5 protein-coding genes are annotated in these 19,876 nt (G+C 67.6%); 2 read left to right on the top strand and 3 right to left on the bottom strand.

Going from position 1 to position 19,876, the window contains the following annotated elements:
• Positions 1-560 precede the first annotated feature (560 nt).
• Complete coding sequence (locus ACFU5K_RS23980; RefSeq protein WP_384065105.1) at positions 561-1,571, bottom strand: polyprenyl synthetase family protein; 1,011 nt, start codon at positions 1,569-1,571, stop codon at positions 561-563.
• A 109-nt stretch (positions 1,572-1,680) separates the two neighbouring features.
• Complete coding sequence (locus ACFU5K_RS23975) at positions 1,681-6,216, bottom strand: NPP1 family protein (protein ID WP_384065103.1); 4,536 nt, start codon at positions 6,214-6,216, stop codon at positions 1,681-1,683.
• Positions 6,217-8,050: 1,834 nt separating this feature from the next.
• Here ACFU5K_RS23975 and ACFU5K_RS23970 point away from each other — a divergent pair.
• Both ACFU5K_RS23970 and ACFU5K_RS23965 read left to right on the top strand, forming a co-directional pair.
• Positions 8,051-8,869, top strand: coding sequence for a ricin-type beta-trefoil lectin domain protein (locus tag ACFU5K_RS23970; RefSeq protein WP_384065101.1), 819 nt, complete (start codon positions 8,051-8,053; stop codon positions 8,867-8,869).
• Positions 8,870-8,982: 113 nt separating this feature from the next.
• Positions 8,983-9,315: a YbaB/EbfC family nucleoid-associated protein gene (locus tag ACFU5K_RS23965; protein ID WP_384065099.1), complete on the top strand. Its 333-nt coding sequence runs from the start codon at positions 8,983-8,985 to the stop codon at positions 9,313-9,315.
• A gap of 129 nt (positions 9,316-9,444) precedes the next feature.
• Here ACFU5K_RS23965 and ACFU5K_RS23960 read toward each other — a convergent pair whose 3' ends face one another.
• A complete protein-coding gene (locus ACFU5K_RS23960) occupies positions 9,445-19,800 on the bottom strand; it encodes a hypothetical protein (RefSeq protein ID WP_384065097.1) in 10,356 nt (3,451 codons plus the stop codon).
• Positions 19,801-19,876 lie beyond the last annotated feature (76 nt).

Genomic DNA, 19,876 nt, shown 5'->3' with positions numbered 1-19,876 from the left:
CGTCTTCACATACATGCCGCTAGACGATACGCACATCAATCCAGGTCACAGCCATGGGGGTAGCAAGTCGTGCCACTAGGCATTTCCAGCCTTTCGCGCTAGGTGCAACCGTCTGACCTGCACCGATGCCCTGCCACACCCCCGAGAACCCCACTCAACTGTGGAACGTAGGCTACGGCTCGACCCAAAAGCCCCTGCGCCGGCCTGACCCCCTACGCGGCCCTCCGCGAACTCCAGGCCCTCCTGCCACCTGGACCGACGCCTGCTCCATATGCGGCCAACCCGCACCAACACCCGAACCACACCACAGGACCTAACAAAGCCCTACTAGCAGGCGTACCAGTTGGTCCACGTGCCGTTGACGTTGTGCGTGTTGCACCAGTAGCCGCCGTTACCACCGAGCACCTGCACGGTGGGGTGTCCACCGGAGAACCAGCCCCAGACGCCATTCTGGACGTTGTTGCTGTTGCCGAGGAGGGCCCAGGTGGACCATGACCCGTTCGCGATGGCGAGCGGCAGCCGGTCCCTGGGCGGCCGGCGGGCATCACGGGCCGCTCAGGTCAGGCGATGCGCGTTGCCGCGTTCTGGCAGAGATCGAGTAGGGCTGTGCGGGCTGGGCAGCGGGGCAGTTCCCTCACCATCTGGCGTGCTTTGATCGCTTCTCGTGTGGTGTACTCGCGGGCTTGCTGGAACGCGGCGTGGCCGCGCAGGAGTTCGAGGGCTTCTTGGTGGGTTCTGTCGTTGTGGAGGCTGCCGTTCAGCAGGACGCGCAGCCGACTGTCGGCAGGGTCGTGGGGATCGGGAGGCAGAGCGCGCAGGAGGAGTACGGGGAGGGTGTCGACTCCTTGGCGCAGGTCGGTGCCGGTTCTCTTTCCGGAGGAGGCGGGGTTACCCGAGATGTCGAGGAGGTCGTCGGCGAGTTGGAAGGCGAGGCCGAGGGTTTCGCCGAAGGTGTCGAACACCTCGACAATGTCGGGGTGTGCTCCTGCAACCATGGCGCCCATGCGTCCGGCGAGGGCTATGAGGGAGCCGGTCTTATCGCTGATCACCTTCAGGTAGTGGGTTAGAGCGTCTTCTTCCGGGCTGGGTCCTTGGAGTTCGAGAATTTGCCCTTGCACCAGACGGGTGAGTACAGATCGTTGCGCGAGGATGACGTCCGCGCCCAGTTCGGCGGCCAGTTGGGCAGAGCGGGCGAGGAGGAAGTCCCCGGACCGTACGGCGATCCGGTTTCCCCATCGGGCGTTGACGGTGGGGACGCCGCGCCTGACGTGGGCTCGGTCCATGACGTCGTCGTGTTGCAGTGACGCCAGGTGGGTGAGTTCGACAATGGTAGCCGCTTTGATTACGGCGGGTGCGTCGGCGTCGCCGAACTGCGCCGCCAGGAGGGTGAGTGCGGCGCGGAATCGCTTGCCGCCAGCGGAAAGGAGATGCTGTGCGGAAGTGGCGAGCAGCGGCTGCTCGTTCTTGGACCAGTCGAACATCATGGTGTCGACCGCCGAAAGTCCCTCGACTATACGGGATTTCAGTTCTCGGTGTCGGATGGAACGCCAGTAGGGCGGTACGACGGTCACGCGGTACCACTTTCTTTCGTGCGCTCACGCTCGTGGTGGCGGCGCGGTTGTGCGGTCAAGGTGCGGGGCCGGCCTGGTCGGACCGGCCCCGCGGGGTGGCGATGTGGTGTCAGCCGATCGCCATGGCAAAGACATGCAGGGTCGGGACGCCGGGCTTCACGATCGCGGCGACATCGGGCAGGTCGACGCTGACCGGCGTCTTGCTTGCCTGGAGGGGGATGCCGACGTAGTGGATGTTGCCGGAGTGGTCATACGTCTGGTTGCCAGGCATGTTCTGGTAGGCAGAGTTGATGGCCACGTCACCATCGCTGACCCACCAGTCGGTTCCGGTAAGGGGGGACTCCTGGGTGGTGCCGTCGGAGTAGTGGATTGTGGCCGTGCCACCGGAAGGGCCACTGGCGGAGGCCACCAGGAAGCCGAGGGTGGATCCGCCGGTTCCGTTGACTGCCACGGTCTGCCCGGCGGACAGAACGTTGTCGGGCTGGCCGAAGCTGCCCAGGGCGGTCTCCGTCAGGACGCCCGCGGTCGAGGGCCAGGTGAAGGTGAGCCCCTTGTGGCTGACCTGGGATCCCGGGGTCGCCCCTGCGGCGGCGATCGCCTGTGCGGAAAGGCTCCTGCCCCCTCCGTCCATGTCGCCGAAGGCGGTGTTGGTGTCTGGGGTGACGCTCGTGTTGTTGAACCGGGAGGTCAGGTTCTCAGCGCCGGTGCCGTGAGTCATCGCCCAGATGTGCAGGGATGGGGTGCCCTCGGTCGCCGCGGTGCTGACCTTGGGCAGTTGGACGCTGACCGGTGTCTTGCCGTGCTGCAGCGGCACCCCGGCGTAGTAGACGTACGCGGATTCCTGGTACGTCTCATTGCCGTGGCGGTTTTGGTAAGCGGTGCTGATGGCCACCTCACCGTCGCCGCTGAACCAGTCGGGGCTGTTCAGGCTGAACTGCTGGCTGGTTCCGTCAGAGTAGAAGACGGTCCCGTTGCCGCCCGTGGGGCCGTAGCTCGCCGAGACCAGGAACCCGAGGCTGTCGCCGGTGCCACTGAGAGCGATGGTCTGGCCGTTGGCGACGGTGTTGTCCGCCTTGCCGCTCCCGGCAGTGGAGGGCCAGGTCAGGGCCACACCGCCATGAGACACAGCCGAACCCGGTGTGACGCCTGCTGCGGCGAGTGCCTGTGCGGAGAAGCTGGCGCCGCCGCCGTCGATGTCACCGGCGTCGGTAGCGGTGTCCTGCGTGACTGACACGTTGTTGAAGGTGGAGGCCAGTGACGGTGCAGCCGGTCCGGGGGTGGGAGCGGGCACTTGCCTGGCGATGGTATCGAGGTAGTGGAGGCCTCCGGTAACGCTGAGGCCCACCAGGTGCTGTGCGTCGACTCTGCCCCACTCCGCGGTGATCAGCTGGGACAGTTGTGGCTTGCCCTTCTGATCGGCCGCGGTGACCACCGCGTCTTTGAGGGCGGCGGCCGAGTCGATCTGGCTCTGGGTCATGATGACCGTGTCGGCCTGTTCCGTGTCCACCGCCTGGAACACGGGCGCCCAGTCCTGGACCGTCTGCAGGAACTGGTCCTGGAGCGGGCCGTTGAGCTCAAGCGTAGCGTCGAAATCTTCCCTGTTGCCGAGGAAGAGCTTCCCGTAATAGGCGACGGCGGGGGACTCCGAGATCGTGCCGAGCTCGTACATGTGAATCAGCGAGCCGGCCACGTCCTCGAGCGGGGAACCGTCGGCCGTCAGCGCGCCAGAGTTGGCATAAACCTGTTCCAGAGTCAGACACGAGATGGTGCCGGCGCCGGCGCACTCCTCGGGCCGCGGGTCCGGGGTGCTCGGTGTGATCCCGACCTCGTTCGTCCAGACGCTGTTGGTGACGGACGTCTGAGGGGAATTCGGGCCGTGGATGTCGGAAGCAGCCGTCACCATGGCTGCCTCGGCGTCGGCGAACGTCGACGTCGGGGAAAGGTACTGCGTCAGCGCCCTCCACAGGATATCTGTGGTGGTATCGGGGCCCAGGAGAACGGACATGCGGTAGAACGCGTAGTTCGGAATTCCGCTGTTGGTGTGGACGCCACCGTGGTCGGAGCAGGTCTCCAAGTACGCGCTCATGTGCCTCGGGTCACCGTAGACAGTGGGGTCGGACATGGACCGGAGGGGCCCCATGACTTCCATGTCGGAACCCACCAGCCAGTCGTTCTTTCCCTTTGCCGCCCGCTCGGTCATCTCACCGAAGAAATCGGAGATGCTCTCGTTCAGCGCCCCGGACTCGAATGAGTACTGGAGGCCTGCGGTGTGCTCGGTGACGCCGTGCGTCATCTCGTGGCCGGAGACGTCCTGCGACAGCATGCCGTCTCCGTATGTCATGGACGAGCCGTTCCAGTATGCGTTCTGAAAGCCTGTGTCGTAGTGCACATACGACTTCAGCGCCATGCCGCTGCCATCTATGCTGTTGCGTCCGAACTTGTCCTTGAAGAAGTTGTAGACCACGCCGCTCTGGTCGTACGCATCGTCCGCGTCGGCATCGTTGGCGGGCGGCTCGCCTTCGCCTCTCACCTGCACGGTTGCGGAAAAGTCCGCCCGGTGCTTCATGTCGAAGACGGCTCGATTCCGGGTCGACGGGTTGCCCGGGGAGCCGTCGTCACGGTTGTAGTCGAACGGGAAATTGGGGACCGAATCGCAGTCTTCGCCTGAACCATCGGGACGTTGGTGACACTCCGGGTGTGTCGGGATGGCTTTGGCAAGGTCGTACGGGAACGCCGAGTCCCTGGTACCCATCGTCGCATGGTCGAAGTCAGCGCCGTAGAGCTTGTCCCGCAGTCCACTGGGGAAGCCGTTGTAGGAGACGAGCGCCGGACGCCGCCAGTCGTGGTAGAAGTTCTCCGGCGGATCATCGTCTGCGTTGGCGAAGCGGAAGGCGTGGGTCGAGCCGCCGTCCTTGTGGTAGACGACCTTGGGGTGGGTGCCCTCCCAGCGGACCTCGCCGGCCGGGCGGACGTCGTACGCGCCATGCGCGGATGTTCCCACGTACTGCGCCTGGTCGTCCTTCACCCAGACCGCGATGTGCTCCCAGTCGTGGACGTGCCCTCCGGCGTCGGCGACGTTCTCGACCGCCACGTCCTTCTCGAAGTAGTAGTCGTAGAGGTAGACGCACCATCCGGAGTTGCAGCGCTCCCGGGAGTACGCATTGGTGTTGTCCAGATCCGACTGGTCGTGGCAGTCGGCCGAGGAGGTCGTGTTGTTGTGGTCGAGACCCTGGGAGATGGCGCCGTCGGGACCGATCGCCGGGACGTTGTAGCAGCTGTTGGTGTCGTAATCGACGGCCGGAGCCCACTTGAGGTCGTTCGCGGTGGCGTTCTGCGGCAGCGCCCTCGGGGGATCGGGAACCGCGGCCGCGGCCGTCTCGGTGAGGGTCTGGACACCGGCGATGACCCCCTTGCGCAGAGCATCGACGAAGACCCGCTCGCTGAACCCGCCCTTGTCCATCACATCGATCTGCCAGGCCAGGGCCGAAGGGCTTTTGAACCCCTGCTTAGCAGGACCGGGGTAGACCACCAGCAAGGGCGACGCGGTCGTCTTGGCATGCCGCATCGTCTTGCCGGCGACTGCGACAGCGTCCTTCCGGCTTATCGTCGGAACCGTCGAGGCCGGGGGGATCAGGTCGGGGCGCAGCCCGTTGGTGATAGCGGTCACCGTCTTGCCGCCGGAGTCCAGGTGCACTCCCAGCCGGGCGTTGTACACCCGCACGCCGTGGATCGACTGGTCGTACCAGACGTGGTGGGCGCCCTTCGGATCGGGCAGTGGGACGCGGCCGGTGCCCTTCGACAGCATGCCCTCGGTGTCCGCGACACCGAAGAGCTTCGCATGTGCGTGGAGCCACGCCGGAACGCCCTCCCCCACCAGCCGACTGCGCAGACCGCCCAGCATCGAGGGAGTGCCCGTCTGCGGGTTGTCGGCCACGTCCAGCTTGTGGCCGGTCTCGCGCTGGAGATCCTTCAGGGCTTCACCGACGCCAGAAGGCCGCCACTTCTGCAGCGGCTGCGTCTGACCGGACGCCGCTCCCGCAGTACCCACGGACAGCACCGAGGCGACCAGCGCCACTACGGCCGTGACCGTCGCCCCCCGCACGGCCCGCTGCCGCGCGACCCGCACGTCCCGGGCCGAACGCCGCCCCGTGGCGGGGTAGAAGCGCACGACGGCGCCACCGACCGCGAGTGCCCAGCCGGCCGCCGCGGCGATCGTCCAGACGGTCGAGGTCGACAGCTCCATCACCGCAGCCGCGCCAGGGTCACGGGTCGCCACGTGAGCAATACCCACGAGGACAACGTAGGAACCCGCCGAGGCTGCCAGTAACGGCCACTTCGGAAGGTCAAGACGCCTCGCCGCGGCCGCGGCAACCCATCCCAGCACGGCGGTGCCGAGCAGTGAGCCGATGCCTACAAGGAGCAACTCGGAGCGCTGCTCAAGTACCCAGCGGGCTGTGATGTGGCCTGAGAACGGCGCCATGTGCCACCGGACAGGCACCCCGGAACCGGCGACGAGTCCGGCCACGGTGCCCGAGAATTCCGGAGCGAGCTGCTTCGCCACGAGAACGTCAAGATATGTACTGCTGTGCGCGATCACGACGCGCAGGGCGATCTGCACGGCGACTAGCGCCGAGATCAGCCCCACTATGCCAGCGACCAGCGCGGCACCGGCTGTGTGCCAGCTTCTTCGGAGAAACTCTTGTTTCAACTGACTTCCCTGATGATGGCTCCGGATACATCGGAGCACGCCGGGTAGGGGCAGGACCCCAGGTGACAGTGTTATTTGACGGCGAATGATGCACGACAGTTGGTCATGAAAGGGCTGTCCGTGACGTCCCGACTACCGGCGGGAGGCCCGCAACAGCCCTCTGATCGGGCAACGTTGGTGACTACGGGCAGGGTTCACGGCTCAGCCGACGTAAGTCGCCGACCCCACTCCCCCGCTTCCCTGCGCCACGGTCTGCCCGGAGCGCCCCAAGCCAGGGAACGCGGTATCGGCTCGAATCGGAGTGGGGGCGTCGCCCCTACGCAGCAAGCTGCTCACCAGCTTCGAGTGCCCTGCCCACGGGTGGCCTCCCTCGGCCTCCGGTGTCCCGTCAGTCCCGGTCTCGCCGGAGAGCGGGGGACGCGGAAGGTCTTCGCCCCTGGCCACGACAAGGTCGACGGAGCCGCCCTCATCGCCATCAACTACAGGACGTCCGTGCCCAAGTTCCTCCACGCTCACGGCTACGGCCCGGACCACTCCGTCACCCGGGCCGCGGTCGACGCCGGCATTTGGGAAGAGTGCGCCAAGTGCTCCACCAAGCCCGGCTACCGAGGCACCGCCAACCACAAGCGCAGCTACCACCACGACGAGAAGTGCGGGGCAAGGTCGTGGGCCAAACCCCGGGACAGATCATTACCTTCGGCGTCACGGACAGACACATGTGCCGGGTCCGCCAGCAGTGACCGGCGGCCGTCGGGGGTCTATCATGATTTAGGTGTTTTAGTCCCTTCGCGTGCTCCTGCACGAGGACGAGGTACTTCATGCCCGGCGTGACTTCCTCGACCGGGTGTCCGTCAAACAGGTACTCACCCAGGCGAGGTGACCCCGGTGGTGTGGACACTCTGACAATGGATCTTTCGATCCGAGGAAGGGTGTCCTGGTGGGACGTAAGTCTCCGTATCCGGCGGAGTTCAGGAACTGCCGGAGCGAAGACCCGCCAGGAGCGGCAGGCCGCCGACGACGCCCTGCTCGTGGAGATCCGTGAGATCCACACCGAGCACAAGGGCACCACTCGCAGCATGAACCCCCGTGTCCACACGCATTGTCGTAGCTCGAGCCGACGCGTCCCATGCTCCTGCGGATCCCGAAACCCATCACAGATCTGCGCGAACGCGGCCGACGTGTACTGCGAACCCCTGTCGTCGGTGCTTGCATGCTCCCGGGTCGGATACGGGCACGGTGAACAGCAGTGCTTGGGTGTACGGGTGAGTCGCATGGTCGTCAATCCCGGCGGCGCCGCCGGTTTCCACTTTTCGCCCAGATCACACTCAGCTCGGGCCCGACAAGTGGGCAGGACCCCGTCCCGCCGGGCAGGGTTTTGCCGGAGGCACACGCGCTCGTGAAACAGCCGACGGAGAGCGGCAGGTGTCTATCGAAACACGTGTAGAATCGTCGTGTGTTATAGGACACATGTGAGGTAGTCCGCTCCGCCGCGGACGGGACACGTCCCACAGCCGCGCATCGTCCGACCGGGGAAGCGCGTGGACATGCTTCGCAACCTGCCTCCCTTTTGTCCGATTCCCGCTCCATGGTTTCCGAAGTCACGGGAGACGAATTGCCGCCCCAACAAAAACCTCAGGACCCAGCACTGCTGGACGGAGCCTCGTCGCGGTTCGCGAACGCGTTTCTCCGGCGCACGACGCAGGTTCGCAAGGGCGGAGAGTCGCAGACACGACCGTGGACGTGGATCATCAGCGCGGTCACGGTCACCGCGGTGGTGGGCCTTGTCGTTTTCGCGGTCGCGCGGATGCCCTCCGGCTCCGACAGTGCGAAGAGCGCCGCCGCGAAGGCCTCCGCCTCATCGACCGCTTCCGACTCGGCGCAGTCCACGGCCTTGGCGGGCACGACCCGTTCGACCGGCGACAAGCCCGTGACAGGCAAGGACGAGCAGTCGGTCGGCAAGGACGAGCAGTCGGTCGGCAAGTACGTGAAAAGCGGTGGAACAGTCGTCGATGACAACAGCGGATCCGGCAGCGGGAAGGCCGCCGGAGACGGCGGTGGATCGGGCAGCGGGTCGAACGGTGGCACATCTGCCGAGCCGTCGGCCGGGTCGCCGGCCGCGGGCACGAACACCGGGTCCGGGGCCACCGGTTCGAGTGGTTCCGACAGCGCTCATGAGAAGGCCCAGACCGTCAGCTATCCGGGCGTCACCGTCGTGGGCCACGCCAGTGGCCGCTGCATCTCCGCCACGGGGCACCAGGACAGCCCGGCCACCGACGGCACCCGCCTGGAGATCCACAGCTGCGGCGGCGGTTCGTGGCAGAAGATCGACTTCCGGTCCGACGGCACGGCGCGAATGTACGGTCTGTGCATCGACATCGCCTGGGCCTCCAAGGACAACGGCGCCGCCATCCAGCTCGCCACCTGCAACGGCGGCTGGGCCCAGCGCTTCAAGCTCAACACGTCCGCCGATCTGGTGAACACCTCGATCGGCAAGTGCGTGGACGTCGTGGACAACAAGACCGCCAACGGCACGAAGCTCCAGCTGTGGAGCTGTGCCGGCACCCCGAACCAAAAGTGGAGCAAGGGCTGAGCCGATCGGCCGTCCATCATTTTCGACCGCGCCAGCTTCTTGGTCGCGTGTCGGCACATGCTCGATGACGGCCGCTCTCGCCCCTCGTGGCCCCACACGATCGGAACCCGAACATGGATCTCAATGACGCAACCGTCCGGAGGTTGCTGAACAGCACCCGTCAACTGACGCAGGAACTGGTCCAGGCCCAGTCGCAGCTCCGTACACTGACCGTCCAGGGGACGGCAGGCGGCGGCCTGGTGACGGTGACAATCAACGGCAAGGGCGCCCTCGAGGATCTGGTGATCTCACCGGTCGCCGCCGACCCGAGCAATGCGCAGGGCCTGGCCGATATGGTCGTCACCGCCTTCCGGGACGCCCGGCAGAACCTGACGGACCGGCAGGAGAAGCAGCTTCGCCCGGTGCTGGAATCGATCCGCGACGAACTGCGGGACCCTCCCGGCTGACATCCGGCCCACGTGACGCCCTCCCTGTGCCCGTGGCGGTGCCGGTTTCGGTGCAGGTGCTGCGGTCCGGTTCCGACCGGTTCCGCGGCCCCGGCGCTTTCGTCGTGTGGGGCCTCGAAGCGGCGGTCGTCACACGACGTGGTTCAGGTCTCCGCCGAGGGTCAGCTCGCAGAAGCGGACCGCTTCGTCCCCAGCGGCCAGCAGCCGCGGGTCCGGGGCGATCAGCCTGGCATGCGGATCGAGATCGATCGACATCACCTTCTCCTCGCCCGACGCGGTCTGCGGAGCCTGCGTGATCCGCCCCGTCTCCTGTTCCAGCCAGCGGACCTCGCCTGCGATATTCATGGCCCACAGCTGCTCGTCGGGTACCGCGCTGAGCACGAGCGACCGGGCGCCCGGACCTGAGTCCAGCAACGTCTGCTCCAGCTGGGCTGCCGCATCGGCCACCGTCCCCTCCCACTCGCGCTTGGCGAGCGCGATCCGCTCACGGTAGCGGAGCGGCCTGGCCGGCGCGGGCGGTGTCGCGTCGGCCACCACCGGCTCCGGAACACCCTCCGTCGTCGTCCCGGATGCGGCTTCGCCGTGCCTCTCCTGCGTCCCGGCCTGCCGGCGGTACGCGGCGGACCGGCTCTCGGCCTGTTCGACCAGTTGCAGAACGGTCTCGCGGCGGCCCTCGTTCTTCGTCGTGGTTGCGTACGCCCTGGCACGTCCCACCAGCGCGTCGAGGGTGTCGGCGCGCCGCACAAGATCGTTCTCGTCGATCCGCTGGTACTCGCTGAGCATCCGGTCGACGTCCGCCACCCGCGACAACGACCGCAGGTCCGAAGCCGTCGAGTCGGTGGTGTGCGCGCGGAACCGCTGCGGGTCCAGGAGATCGGGCATGTCCGCCGTGTCGACCGCGTCGACCCCCGCGACCGGTTGGCCCTCGGTGGCGGACCCCAGGTCGCCCGTCTCCTGCTCCGCCACCCCGGCATTCCGCACCGTGTCGCGGCTCGCACCCTCCACGAACTCCGGCCGATCCGCCTTCTTGCCCTCGCCCTCGCCCTCGGTGGAGTGGTCCGCCGGCGTGTCCGCCTGCACCCGCGCCTGGCCGACGGCGGTCTCGTCAACACTTCGTACGGCGCCGTTGCTCGACCCCTGGACGGACTCCGGCTCGACGGCCCGGTGTCCCGGTTGCGGGGCCTCCTGCGTCTTTGAGGCGTGCGCGGCGTGCTCCTCGCGCTCGCCGTTCCTGTCCCCGTCCGGTCGCGTCCGCGCCGCTTCGGGCGGCGGAACGTTCTCGGTCTCACGGGTGCGGGCCGGAGTGCCGGTCACGATACGGGTGAGGATGTCGAGGGCCTTCTGCAAGGGCGGGGTCGGTTCCGCGCTCCCCAGCACGGCGGTGATACTCCGGTGCGCGTCCGCGGTCAGGGCCCGGTACTCGGCGTTCTTGTCCACAAGCGTGGCCCGGTCGCCGACCTTGAACGGGTAGTCCTTCAGAATCCGGTCCTTCAGCAGCTTCAGCTTGTGCAGCTCCGCGGGGAGCTTCCCCCTCGTCTTCTCGGTCTTCATGGCATCGGCGATGGGTTTCGCCAGTTCCATGTGACCCTGGCGGATCCCGAAACGGACCTCCATGTCCTGGGCGTGGTCCGACCCCAGCCGGCGAGCCGTCGTCCTGCGCTGCCCCCGCAGCGTCGGCGTGGCCGTGGTGAGTCCGTAGTCCACCGGGCTGTGCGACGGACGGGCCTTCCGGAGTTCGTCGAACTCCTTGTGCAGCAGCTGCGTGATCCGGGCCTGCGCGGCCCACGGCATCACGACCTCGTGGATGAACCTGTCCACGGCCGCCCGCTTGGCCTCCTGCGTTGCGATGTTCTCCTTCAGATACGCCGGAGCGTGCTCGTCGAAGAACTCCTCCACAGCCTTGCGCGACCGCACCAGGTCACCGGATTCACGCAACTCGGGGTTGTCGAAGTGCGAAGCGACCACCTCACGCAGGGTCCGCGCCGTGCTCTCGTATCTCGACGCCGGAAGGAACCCTTCGCGATCGACGAACACATCGAATCCCGGCATCGTGACATTCGGCACGCCCAGCCTCTCGCGCAGCTCGGCCATGGGTCGTACATCGCCCCACGCGTCCGGCCTCCCCTCGACCTCCCCGTCCGTATAGGTTCGCAGCGACCCTGGCAATGCGGTCCGGCGCAGCAACTCCAGCGACCACGGGTGCACGACACCGTACTGGTTGGACGCGAAATGCTTGTCGACATTCAGATCAAGTCCGCTGCCCTTGGAATTTTTCTCGGTGACCGCCGATCGGGAAATCTCGTTCACGGTCTGCAAAGGAACCAGAATCGACCGGACCATCGGCTCCGCGGCACCATCGACGCGATATTTGTCAACCCACTTCACCTGCCGCAGCGGCTGGCCGAAGCTGACCCACAGCGTCTCTTCGCCCGGGCCGTTGGCACCCGTGTGAATCTGGACCAGACCGTCGTCACGCTGGCCGATATCCTTGTGCCCAGGCCTGCCCGAACCCAGCGCGTCAGCGTAAACGGCCGAATACACCGGCACGTACACGTTCCCGTCGATCACGACGGTCTCCGGAACGTCACGGTTGACGAAACCCTCGCCGTACTCGCCGATGACCTCACTGGAACTCACGTACTCCGCGCCCGGAACAGCAAGGACGGGGCGGTCCAGGTCGAAGGCGTCCAGCGCCTTGTGGGCAGCATTGACCGACTCGTCCGCGAACTCGCGGTCCGGAAGCGTGTCGATCAGCTGGCGGACGTTCTGGACCACCGCCCCGCGGCGCTCCGCCGGCACGCTCTGAAGGTACGCATCCATCACCGGGTTCAACTGCGCGGCCTCCACATCCGGACGGACCAGCAGCTGCTTCAACTCACGACCGAAGGCCTCAAAGCGCCGAAGCTCTTTCTCGCCCACCGGCGTCTGACGCTCCGAGCGCACCTTGCGCCTCGGCGGCCCCGGCGCCTCGGTCCGGGTCTTGGAGGCACCGGCTGCGAGCCGGCTTCGGCCCAGCCCGGCCAGATACTCGGCGATCGCGTTCGGCTGGTCGACGATGTTGCCCCGCCCGAACACCGCACCCCGGGACGACAACAGCCTCCGATACGCCGCACGCACCTGGCTGGCCGGCACAGGCTCCCTCCCCAGCTCCCCCAGCCTTCTGTTCACCGAGCGGACGAAGGGCTCTTCCTCCACGGCGACGTGCTGCGCCTGCCCCTCGGCACCCGGCCCGGCGCTCCGGCTGGCGCGCCGCTCGCCCGTCGTGCTCGACTCCGGATGCGCCTGCGTCGCTTCCTCGGGCGGCGGGGTGTCCTCGCGTTCCAGGGACGGGTGGGGGATGCCGGACTCGATACCGGTGAGAATGTCCAGGACTCTCTGTGTGGGTGGCGCCGGTTCCGTTCCACCGAGGGCGTGGGTGACGGCCCGGTGCATGTCCGCGGCCAGACGACGGTACTCGTCGATCTTGTCTGAGAGCACGGCCCGTTCACCGATCTTGAAGGGGTAGTCCTCCAACGCAGCGTGTCCGCGTACCTTCAGTCGCTGCAGCTCCGCCTTGACCCGCGACGACTCCTCCTTGCTGCTCAGCGCCTCAGCGAGGGGACCGTTCAGCGCCTGATAGCCCTGGCGGATCCCGAAACGCATCTCCATGTCCTGCGCGTGCTGCCGACCGATCTCAAGCTGGGTGGTCCGGCGCAGGCCACGCAGCATGGGCCCCGCCGGGGCCAGTTCGTAGGCGAACGGAGCCGGTACGAAGCCATGGTCCTTGTGCGCCTCGGTAGGGTCTTTGTGCGCCTCGTAGACGTGGTGGAGGGTCTGAGTGATCCGCGCCTGGTTCGCCCAGGGAACGACATGCTCGCGGACGAAGACATCCACCGCTGCCCGCTTCTGGTCATGCGTGGCGAGGTCCGTCTTGAGACGGACGGGAGCGTGCTTGTCGAAGAACGCCTCGACATCGGCTCGTGACCGGATCCGGTCACCGCGTTCCAGCAGGCGGCTGTTGTTGTGGTGGGCCGCGGATATCTCGCGCAGTTCGCGTGCGGTCTGCTCATACTTGTCCGCCGGGAGGAATCCCTTTTCCTGTGTGAACACGCTGAAGCCGGGCATGCGCTCGTTCGGAACGCCGAGCCGCTCACGCAGCTCACTCGTCGGCCTGACGTCGCCCCAGGATTGCGGCTGTTCCTCGGTTGCCCCGTCCGTGTAGGTGCGAAGGGACCCCGGCAGCGCGGTCTGGCGGAGCAACTCCAAAGACCTCGGGTTCTGGATGCCGAACTGGTTCGCCGCATAGTGCTTGTCCACATTCAAATCCAGCTTGGCATCCTTGGATTCGAATTCCGTGATCGCGCCACGCGAAATCTCGTTGACCGTCCGCAGAGGGACCAGGAAGGACCGGATCATCGGATCGTTCCAGCCGTCCCCGCTGTACTTTTCGAGCCACTTGACCTGCCGGAGCGGCTGGCCGAAGCTGACCCACAGCACTTTCTCACTGCCTTCGGTATCTCCGGTATGTATCCGGACAAGACCGTCCTCGTCCTGACCGAAGTCCTTGTACTCGGGCTCATTCGAACCCAGCGCATCAGCGACGACCGTCATGTACACCGGCACGTACGCCTCACCGTCGACGATGACGCTCTCCGGGACGTCCCGGTTGATGAGCCCCCTTCCAGGGCCGCTGGTCACCTGATGGGCGTTGACGAATTCCGCGCCTGGCACGGCCAGAGCCGGACGGTCGTGGTCGTACACGTTCAGAACCTTGTGCGCGACATTGACCGACGCGTCCGCGTACTCGGCGTCCGGGAGAGTGTCGATCAGCCGCCGGACCATGCCCACGCGCGCGCTCCGGCGCTCGGGCGACGCGTCCGTCAGGAAGTCGCCGATCGCCTCATGCAGTTGTTCCGGGGCGGGGTCATGCCGTATCAGCAGCTGCTTCAACTCGTTGCGGAAAGCCTCGAAACGGCGCCGTTCTTTCTCGTCCACCGGCGCCTGACGCTCCGGCCTCGCCTTGCCCTTGGACCGCACCTTGCCCCCGCGGCCACCCGCGAACACGCCCGCCCGCCGGCCGTCCACCGCCAGCCGCTCCGCCAGAGACGCCGCGGCCTCCTCACCGTGCTCACCCAGCGCCGAGGCGATCCTCGCCAGATTCCCCCACCGCTCCGGCTGCTGCACCCCCGGGACCGGCGGATCAGCGATCTGCTGGATCTCGAACGCCTCCCGCACCGTCTCCACCGGCAGAGCACCGAGCGCCGGCTCGTCCTCGGCCGCCTCCGCCACGGCGGCGGCGAACGCGTCCTTCTCCTCCGCCGCGGCATTCCGCACGGCACCGCTGCTCGACCCCTCCACGAACTCCGGCCGGTCCACTTGCTTGCCCTTGTCCCGGGTGGAGTTGCCGACCGACGTGCCGGGCCGCGCCTGGTCGAGGGCAGTCTCCTCACCGACGGCCGGACCGTGTGCCGCCTGCTCGGCCTCCTCGGTCATTCGCGCGACACCCGCCTGGGACAGGACGTTCGAGTCGGTCACGGGGGAAGAGGGATTGCTCCTGAGGATCTGCGAGGCGATGGCCGCCGACATCTGCTCAGTGTCCAGGGCGGCCAGCCCGTCTCCGTGATGCTGCAGCAGCTGCTGCCGGGCCTGGTCCACCTGGCGATAGGTGTACTTGCCCCCGGCGTGCGTTTGCAGTGATGCGTTGACGTTCCGCGTCAGGCGCAGCTGCTCGAGTACGGTCTCGGCGACGACGGCCGCACGCTCCTCCAGCGTCTTCTTCTGAGCGAACGGTCCATGCCTCTCGACGTGAACGTCGTGGGCGTAGGAAACGTGCGAGGCGTCGACGTCCCACTGCTTCAGAACCTTCCCGACGTGACGGGCCAGGTCCGAGTGGTATGTCATGTGTGTCGCGACGTACTCGGCCCGTTGGGCGACTTGGAGCTCCTGGAATTCGGGCCCCTGCTGGATCAGCTGATGGTGGACCTGATGGATCTCGCGGCCGTCGCGATACATGCCCGTCTCGTGGAGCAGTTGTTCGCTCACCCGGCCGACCAGCTCCCGTTCGGGGCGCGCCAGCGCCTCGGCGATCAGTGCGCTCTGGGAGTTCACTGGCAGGTTCGCGACAGAAGGACGCTCCTGGAGCAACTGCTGCCAGGTGTGTTCGATCTGTGCGTCGGTGAAGGAGAACTGCGAGTTCTTCAGCAGCATGCGGCGGACCTCGCGGTGCTGATCCGGGGTCTCGGGGTCCGCCTGCCGGGACTCCTGCTTCTGCTCCTGGTCCTCGGACCGGACAGTGACCGTCCTCCCCGAATGCCCGTCGTGGGCCATCGCTCCGGGCGTATGGTCCACCTCGTCCGGGCGCCGCTCCACAGTGGCCAGTTCCTGCACCTGGTGCTGCTCGTGGGTCTGGTGCTGTCCCTGGCCCTGACGCCCTCCTTGCCTCTGTTGCTGCTCCTGGCCCGGGTTCGCCTCCTGGTGCCGCGGAGCGTGGTCGGCGGACGTGTCGGCCGCTTTCGTGCCCTGGGCGTCGTCGTCGCCGGCCTTCACAGCAGGGCCGTCGGCGTCCTGGGCGGTGGGACGGGACGGGACGGTGGGACGGTCGGGGGTGGTGCTCTTCCCTGGCGTCGCCGGACTGTCGGTGCGCCAGTCCTTGAAGGAGGGATAGTGGTGGTCCTGGAGTTCGGAAATGTAGTGGCCGCTCTGCAGATCCTCAAACCGGGTCTGGAAGCCGTCCTCGTGGTGGGACTCGTGCGAGAGCCATGCGTCGGTCTTGTGCCCCTCGGCGGCGAACAGTTCGTCGTACCTGGCGACGCGCTGCGTACGGAAGTCGTTGCCCAGCCTGCTGAGCGTGTCCTCGTACAACTGGAGGGACTCGATGCTGCCCGGGTGGACCGCGATCTCGTGAAACTCGTGCGCGGACTCGCCCACGACGGCCTGGAGATCACCCTCATGGCGAATGCGGTCGGGCAGGGTCGAGCGCAGCTGGTCGCGTACACCGGTCCAGTTCGACGCGAGCTCGTCGGACCTCCGGCCGCCGCCCACCTGCTCGGTGAAGTGCCCGGCGGCGTGGGTGCGCACCGCGTCCAGGTATTCGGCGACGACGCGCTGCCGCCCGCCCTCTCCGAAGTGCTTCTGGAAATCCTCGCCGTGCTCCGACAGCTGGTGTTCGGCGTGTTCGGTCTCCTCGGCCAGCTTGGACCGGACGAACTTCTCCTTGACGATACGGCCGGGAAGGTCGTCGATCGCACGATCGGACGTCAGCTTCCACAGGGCGCGGGGGCCGTCTCCGTCGCCGTGGGCGAACACGAGGTCGTGGTCGGCGCGGAGGTCGCGCTGGAACTCCATCCGTACCCCGTGGACGAGGTCCTCCGTCAGCGTCTCGCCCCTGGAGTTCCACCGGATGACGTCGTCGAACATCTCCCCTGTGGCGACCCGCATGTCGTGTTCCCGGTCCGCCAGCCGCGAGATGTCCTGGAACGCGTCCTCCTGGAGCTTGTCGATCCGGTGGCCCACCGATGCCGGGAGCCCGCCGGTGTTCTCGTGGTCGTTGAGGAACTCGTCGAAGATCTTCGTGAGTTCCTGGTGCTTGTCGATGTAGTGCTGCTCAAGGACGTTGAAATCGTGCGTCTTGTCGCGGAAGTGGTCGACCGAGGCGCCGGTGTCCGTCGCCCGGTCGGCGGAGGCGGGAGATTCGGCGCTGTACTTCAGCGTGGAGCCGGTCTCCTCCCGGGTGTTGTCCTGTGGGTGGCCGTAGAACTTGGCGTCGTCCTTCACGTACGTCTGGAGCGTGCTGTCGTAGACGTAATTCGTCGGCGCCTTGTCGAACGCCGGAAGGTCTTCTCCGTAGCCGAACCGGTTCGCCCGGTAGTCGTCCACCTGCTCCTTGAACTGGTGCGCGAACCTGTCGAGCTCCTGGGTCCTGGTCAGGTACTTGTGCGCGTTTGCCTCGGCGGCGGCGACTATACGTCCGTGGGCCTCGTGGGAGACCCGCCCCGTCCTGTCGATCTCCGCGCGGAACTCCCGGGTGATGTCGTTGCGCCACTGCCACCGGGAGTGCTCCGCCTGGGACCCGTCCTTCGGCAGGTTCCGGCCGTCGAGGAGGTCGTGCCGGGCGAACCTGTCGTAGCCCTGCTGCCAGGCCCTGTCGAGGCTTTCCCGCTGGAAGTCGAGATGACCCTCGGCCTCGACGAGCGGCCGGTTCTGCTCGGTCTGCCACTGTTTGAATGAGTTCCACTGCTCGGACTTCGCGGCGGCCTCAGGGGTGGTGTGGGCTGTCTGATGCCCGGGGGCCGCCACTCCGGAGCCTGCGGCGTCGTCGCGCACCGGGGCCGAACCGGCGCCGTGCGCGGCCGAGCCCGCATCGTGAGCGGCCGCGCCGCTGTCGTGCCCGGCCCGGTCGCGGTCCTGGCCGGAGGTGGCGGCCGCGCTCTCGGCACTCCGGTCACCTTCGTGACCGCCCCGCCCGGCCGTGGCACCGAAGCCGATGTCGTGCGGCCCGGCCCCAGGTGTATCCGATGCCTGTGCGGGGGGACCTGCGTCCGTCCGCCCTGCCTTTGCGGGGGTTCCCGGTGCCGACGTCTCCGAGCGCGTGTTCCTACCGTCCGTTCTGCCGGGCCCGGCGTCCGGCTCCGCGGCGGGGCGGTGACCGCCGGCTGCCAGCCGTCCTCCTCCGGGGGTCTCGGCGGACGAGGGCAGCCCCATTCCCTTGGCCCCGCCGCCCGCACCGGAAACCTCGCGTGCACCTTGCGGGACATCACGGCCGACCCGGGCGGCGTCCGCCGGTTCCGGACCGGTGGTGCGTGTGAAGCCGGCCGCGTCAGCGGCGTTCCGGCCCTCGGTCCCGGACGGGGCGGCACCACCCGGACGCGCTCCGGGACCCTCCGCCACGCCGGTGGCCCGCGCCGGGGTCCCCGGACCCGATGCGGCCTCGTGCGCGGTGCCAGTCCCGTGGGCGGAGGGCGCCGCGCCACGGGCACCTCCGAGGCCGGCACCGGCGCCAGCGCCGGCCGTCTGCGCGACGCCGACGGCCTCGCTGTGCGAGGCCACGGTGTTCGGCGGGGCCGTCTCCCACGTGCCACCGTCCTGCGCGGCGGCCGTCCCCGGCGGAACCTCCTCGTGGGCGTCACCCCTGTGCGCGCCCGACGTCTTCGGCCCTGCCTCCTGGCGCACACCCCCGCCGTGGGGAGCCGAGGTGGCCTGCGCCGCCGCACCCGCTTCGACGCCGCCGCGCGACGGTGCGCCACCGGTCGGCGAATCCGCGCCGCGGAGGCCTGAGCCGCCGTTCGTGATCGTCCCGGCACCGGGCACGTGTGAGGCCGACGAGGTCACGGCCGGGTCGTCGGCGCCGCGGACGGCGCTGCGAGGCGGTGAGTCGAGGAACGCGCTCGGGGTCCCGGAGGCCGGACCCCCGTCACCCCTGACGCCGTTCGGCTGCTGTCCCCCGCTGCCCTGGCCGCCCCCGTTCGCCACCTGCCGAACGGGGGGGTTCGGGCCGCCGATGTCGGTCACAGTCGTTTTGGAGCCCGCCGTCGCCGTGGAGTTCCGGCCGGGTCCGGCCGACTGCGGGTGCGGATTCTCTGGCAGTGGTGTGGTTCCGCTCGAGCCGCCGATGTCGTAGCGCGGCGCGTCGGCCCCTGGACCCTTGACTCCGGCGCCAGGCAGCGGTGCGTGGTCCGTCTGGATGACCGAGTTCATGTTGAACGACGTGAAGTCGCCCGCTCCCGGAAGCGCTTTGCCTATCTCCGGGGGTGTGGGCAGACTTCCGGTGCCTGTGGGGGTCACCGAGGGGGTCGTGCCGTGCGGCGAGGTGTTCGGCAGTCCGTCGCCCGCGGACAGAGGTTTCGGCTTGATACCCCCGTTGGGCACGTAGTGCTCGCCGGCGTTCTTGCCGAAGGACGACCACACGGACAGGCCGAGGTTGATGCCCTCGCTCTCCCAGTCGATCCCGGTGGGGCCGTCGACGATCGACTCGGCGAGAAGCTGGGAGTAGATGTCGCTGACGAGCGTGAGGTAGGTGTCGATGAACGCTTCGGTGATCCAGGTGGCCGCGACGCCGAGTCCCGCCGCCACGGTGGCGAGCTGCTCGGTCCCGGCGGCGAGCCCGGCCACGAACTTGCCCACCGCGGTGGCGATGTCCTCGATGAGACCCGCCATACCCATCGTCATACCGGCGAGTACCAGGCCGAAGATCGAGGAGAGGGCGTCTATCAGGTGCTGCTTGTTGATCTCCTTGATCGTCTTCTGTAGCTCGTCGGCGTAGTTGTCGATCGCGTCGCCGATCTCCCGGGCCACCTGTGCGGCCCGCCAGATCTGGTTCCAGACGTCGCGCTCACCCATGTCGGGCCCGTTCCAGACCACCTGTGCCGCCTGGGCGGCCTTGCCCGTCCACGCCCCGCCCATCGACTGCACGCTGCCATGCATCGTCCCCAGGTAACCCAGGAGGTTCTGGCTGTTCTCGTGCCACTGCTTGGCGAGATCCCGGATGTGCGAGACGTCGTACTCGGCCATGGGTGTGTGTCCTCACGGGTGGGCGGCCACGGGGGCCGCTCCACTGGTCAGCTGCTGGAGGCGGCGAAGACGGGCG

It is taken from the genome of Streptomyces sp. NPDC057428 (genome assembly GCF_042803195.1).
GTDB lineage: Bacteria > Actinomycetota > Actinomycetes > Streptomycetales > Streptomycetaceae > Streptomyces.
The sequence above is the reverse complement of the archived record's forward strand: the minus strand, read 5'-3'. Positions and strand labels throughout refer to the sequence as shown.

Coding starts and splice junctions, on each gene's coding strand:
- ACFU5K_RS23965 (WP_384065099.1), top strand. CDS start 8,983: ATGGATCTCAATGACGCAACCGTCCGGAGGTTGCTGAACAGCACCCGT.
- ACFU5K_RS23960 (WP_384065097.1), bottom strand. CDS start 19,800: ATGGCCGAGTACGACGTCTCGCACATCCGGGATCTCGCCAAGCAGTGG.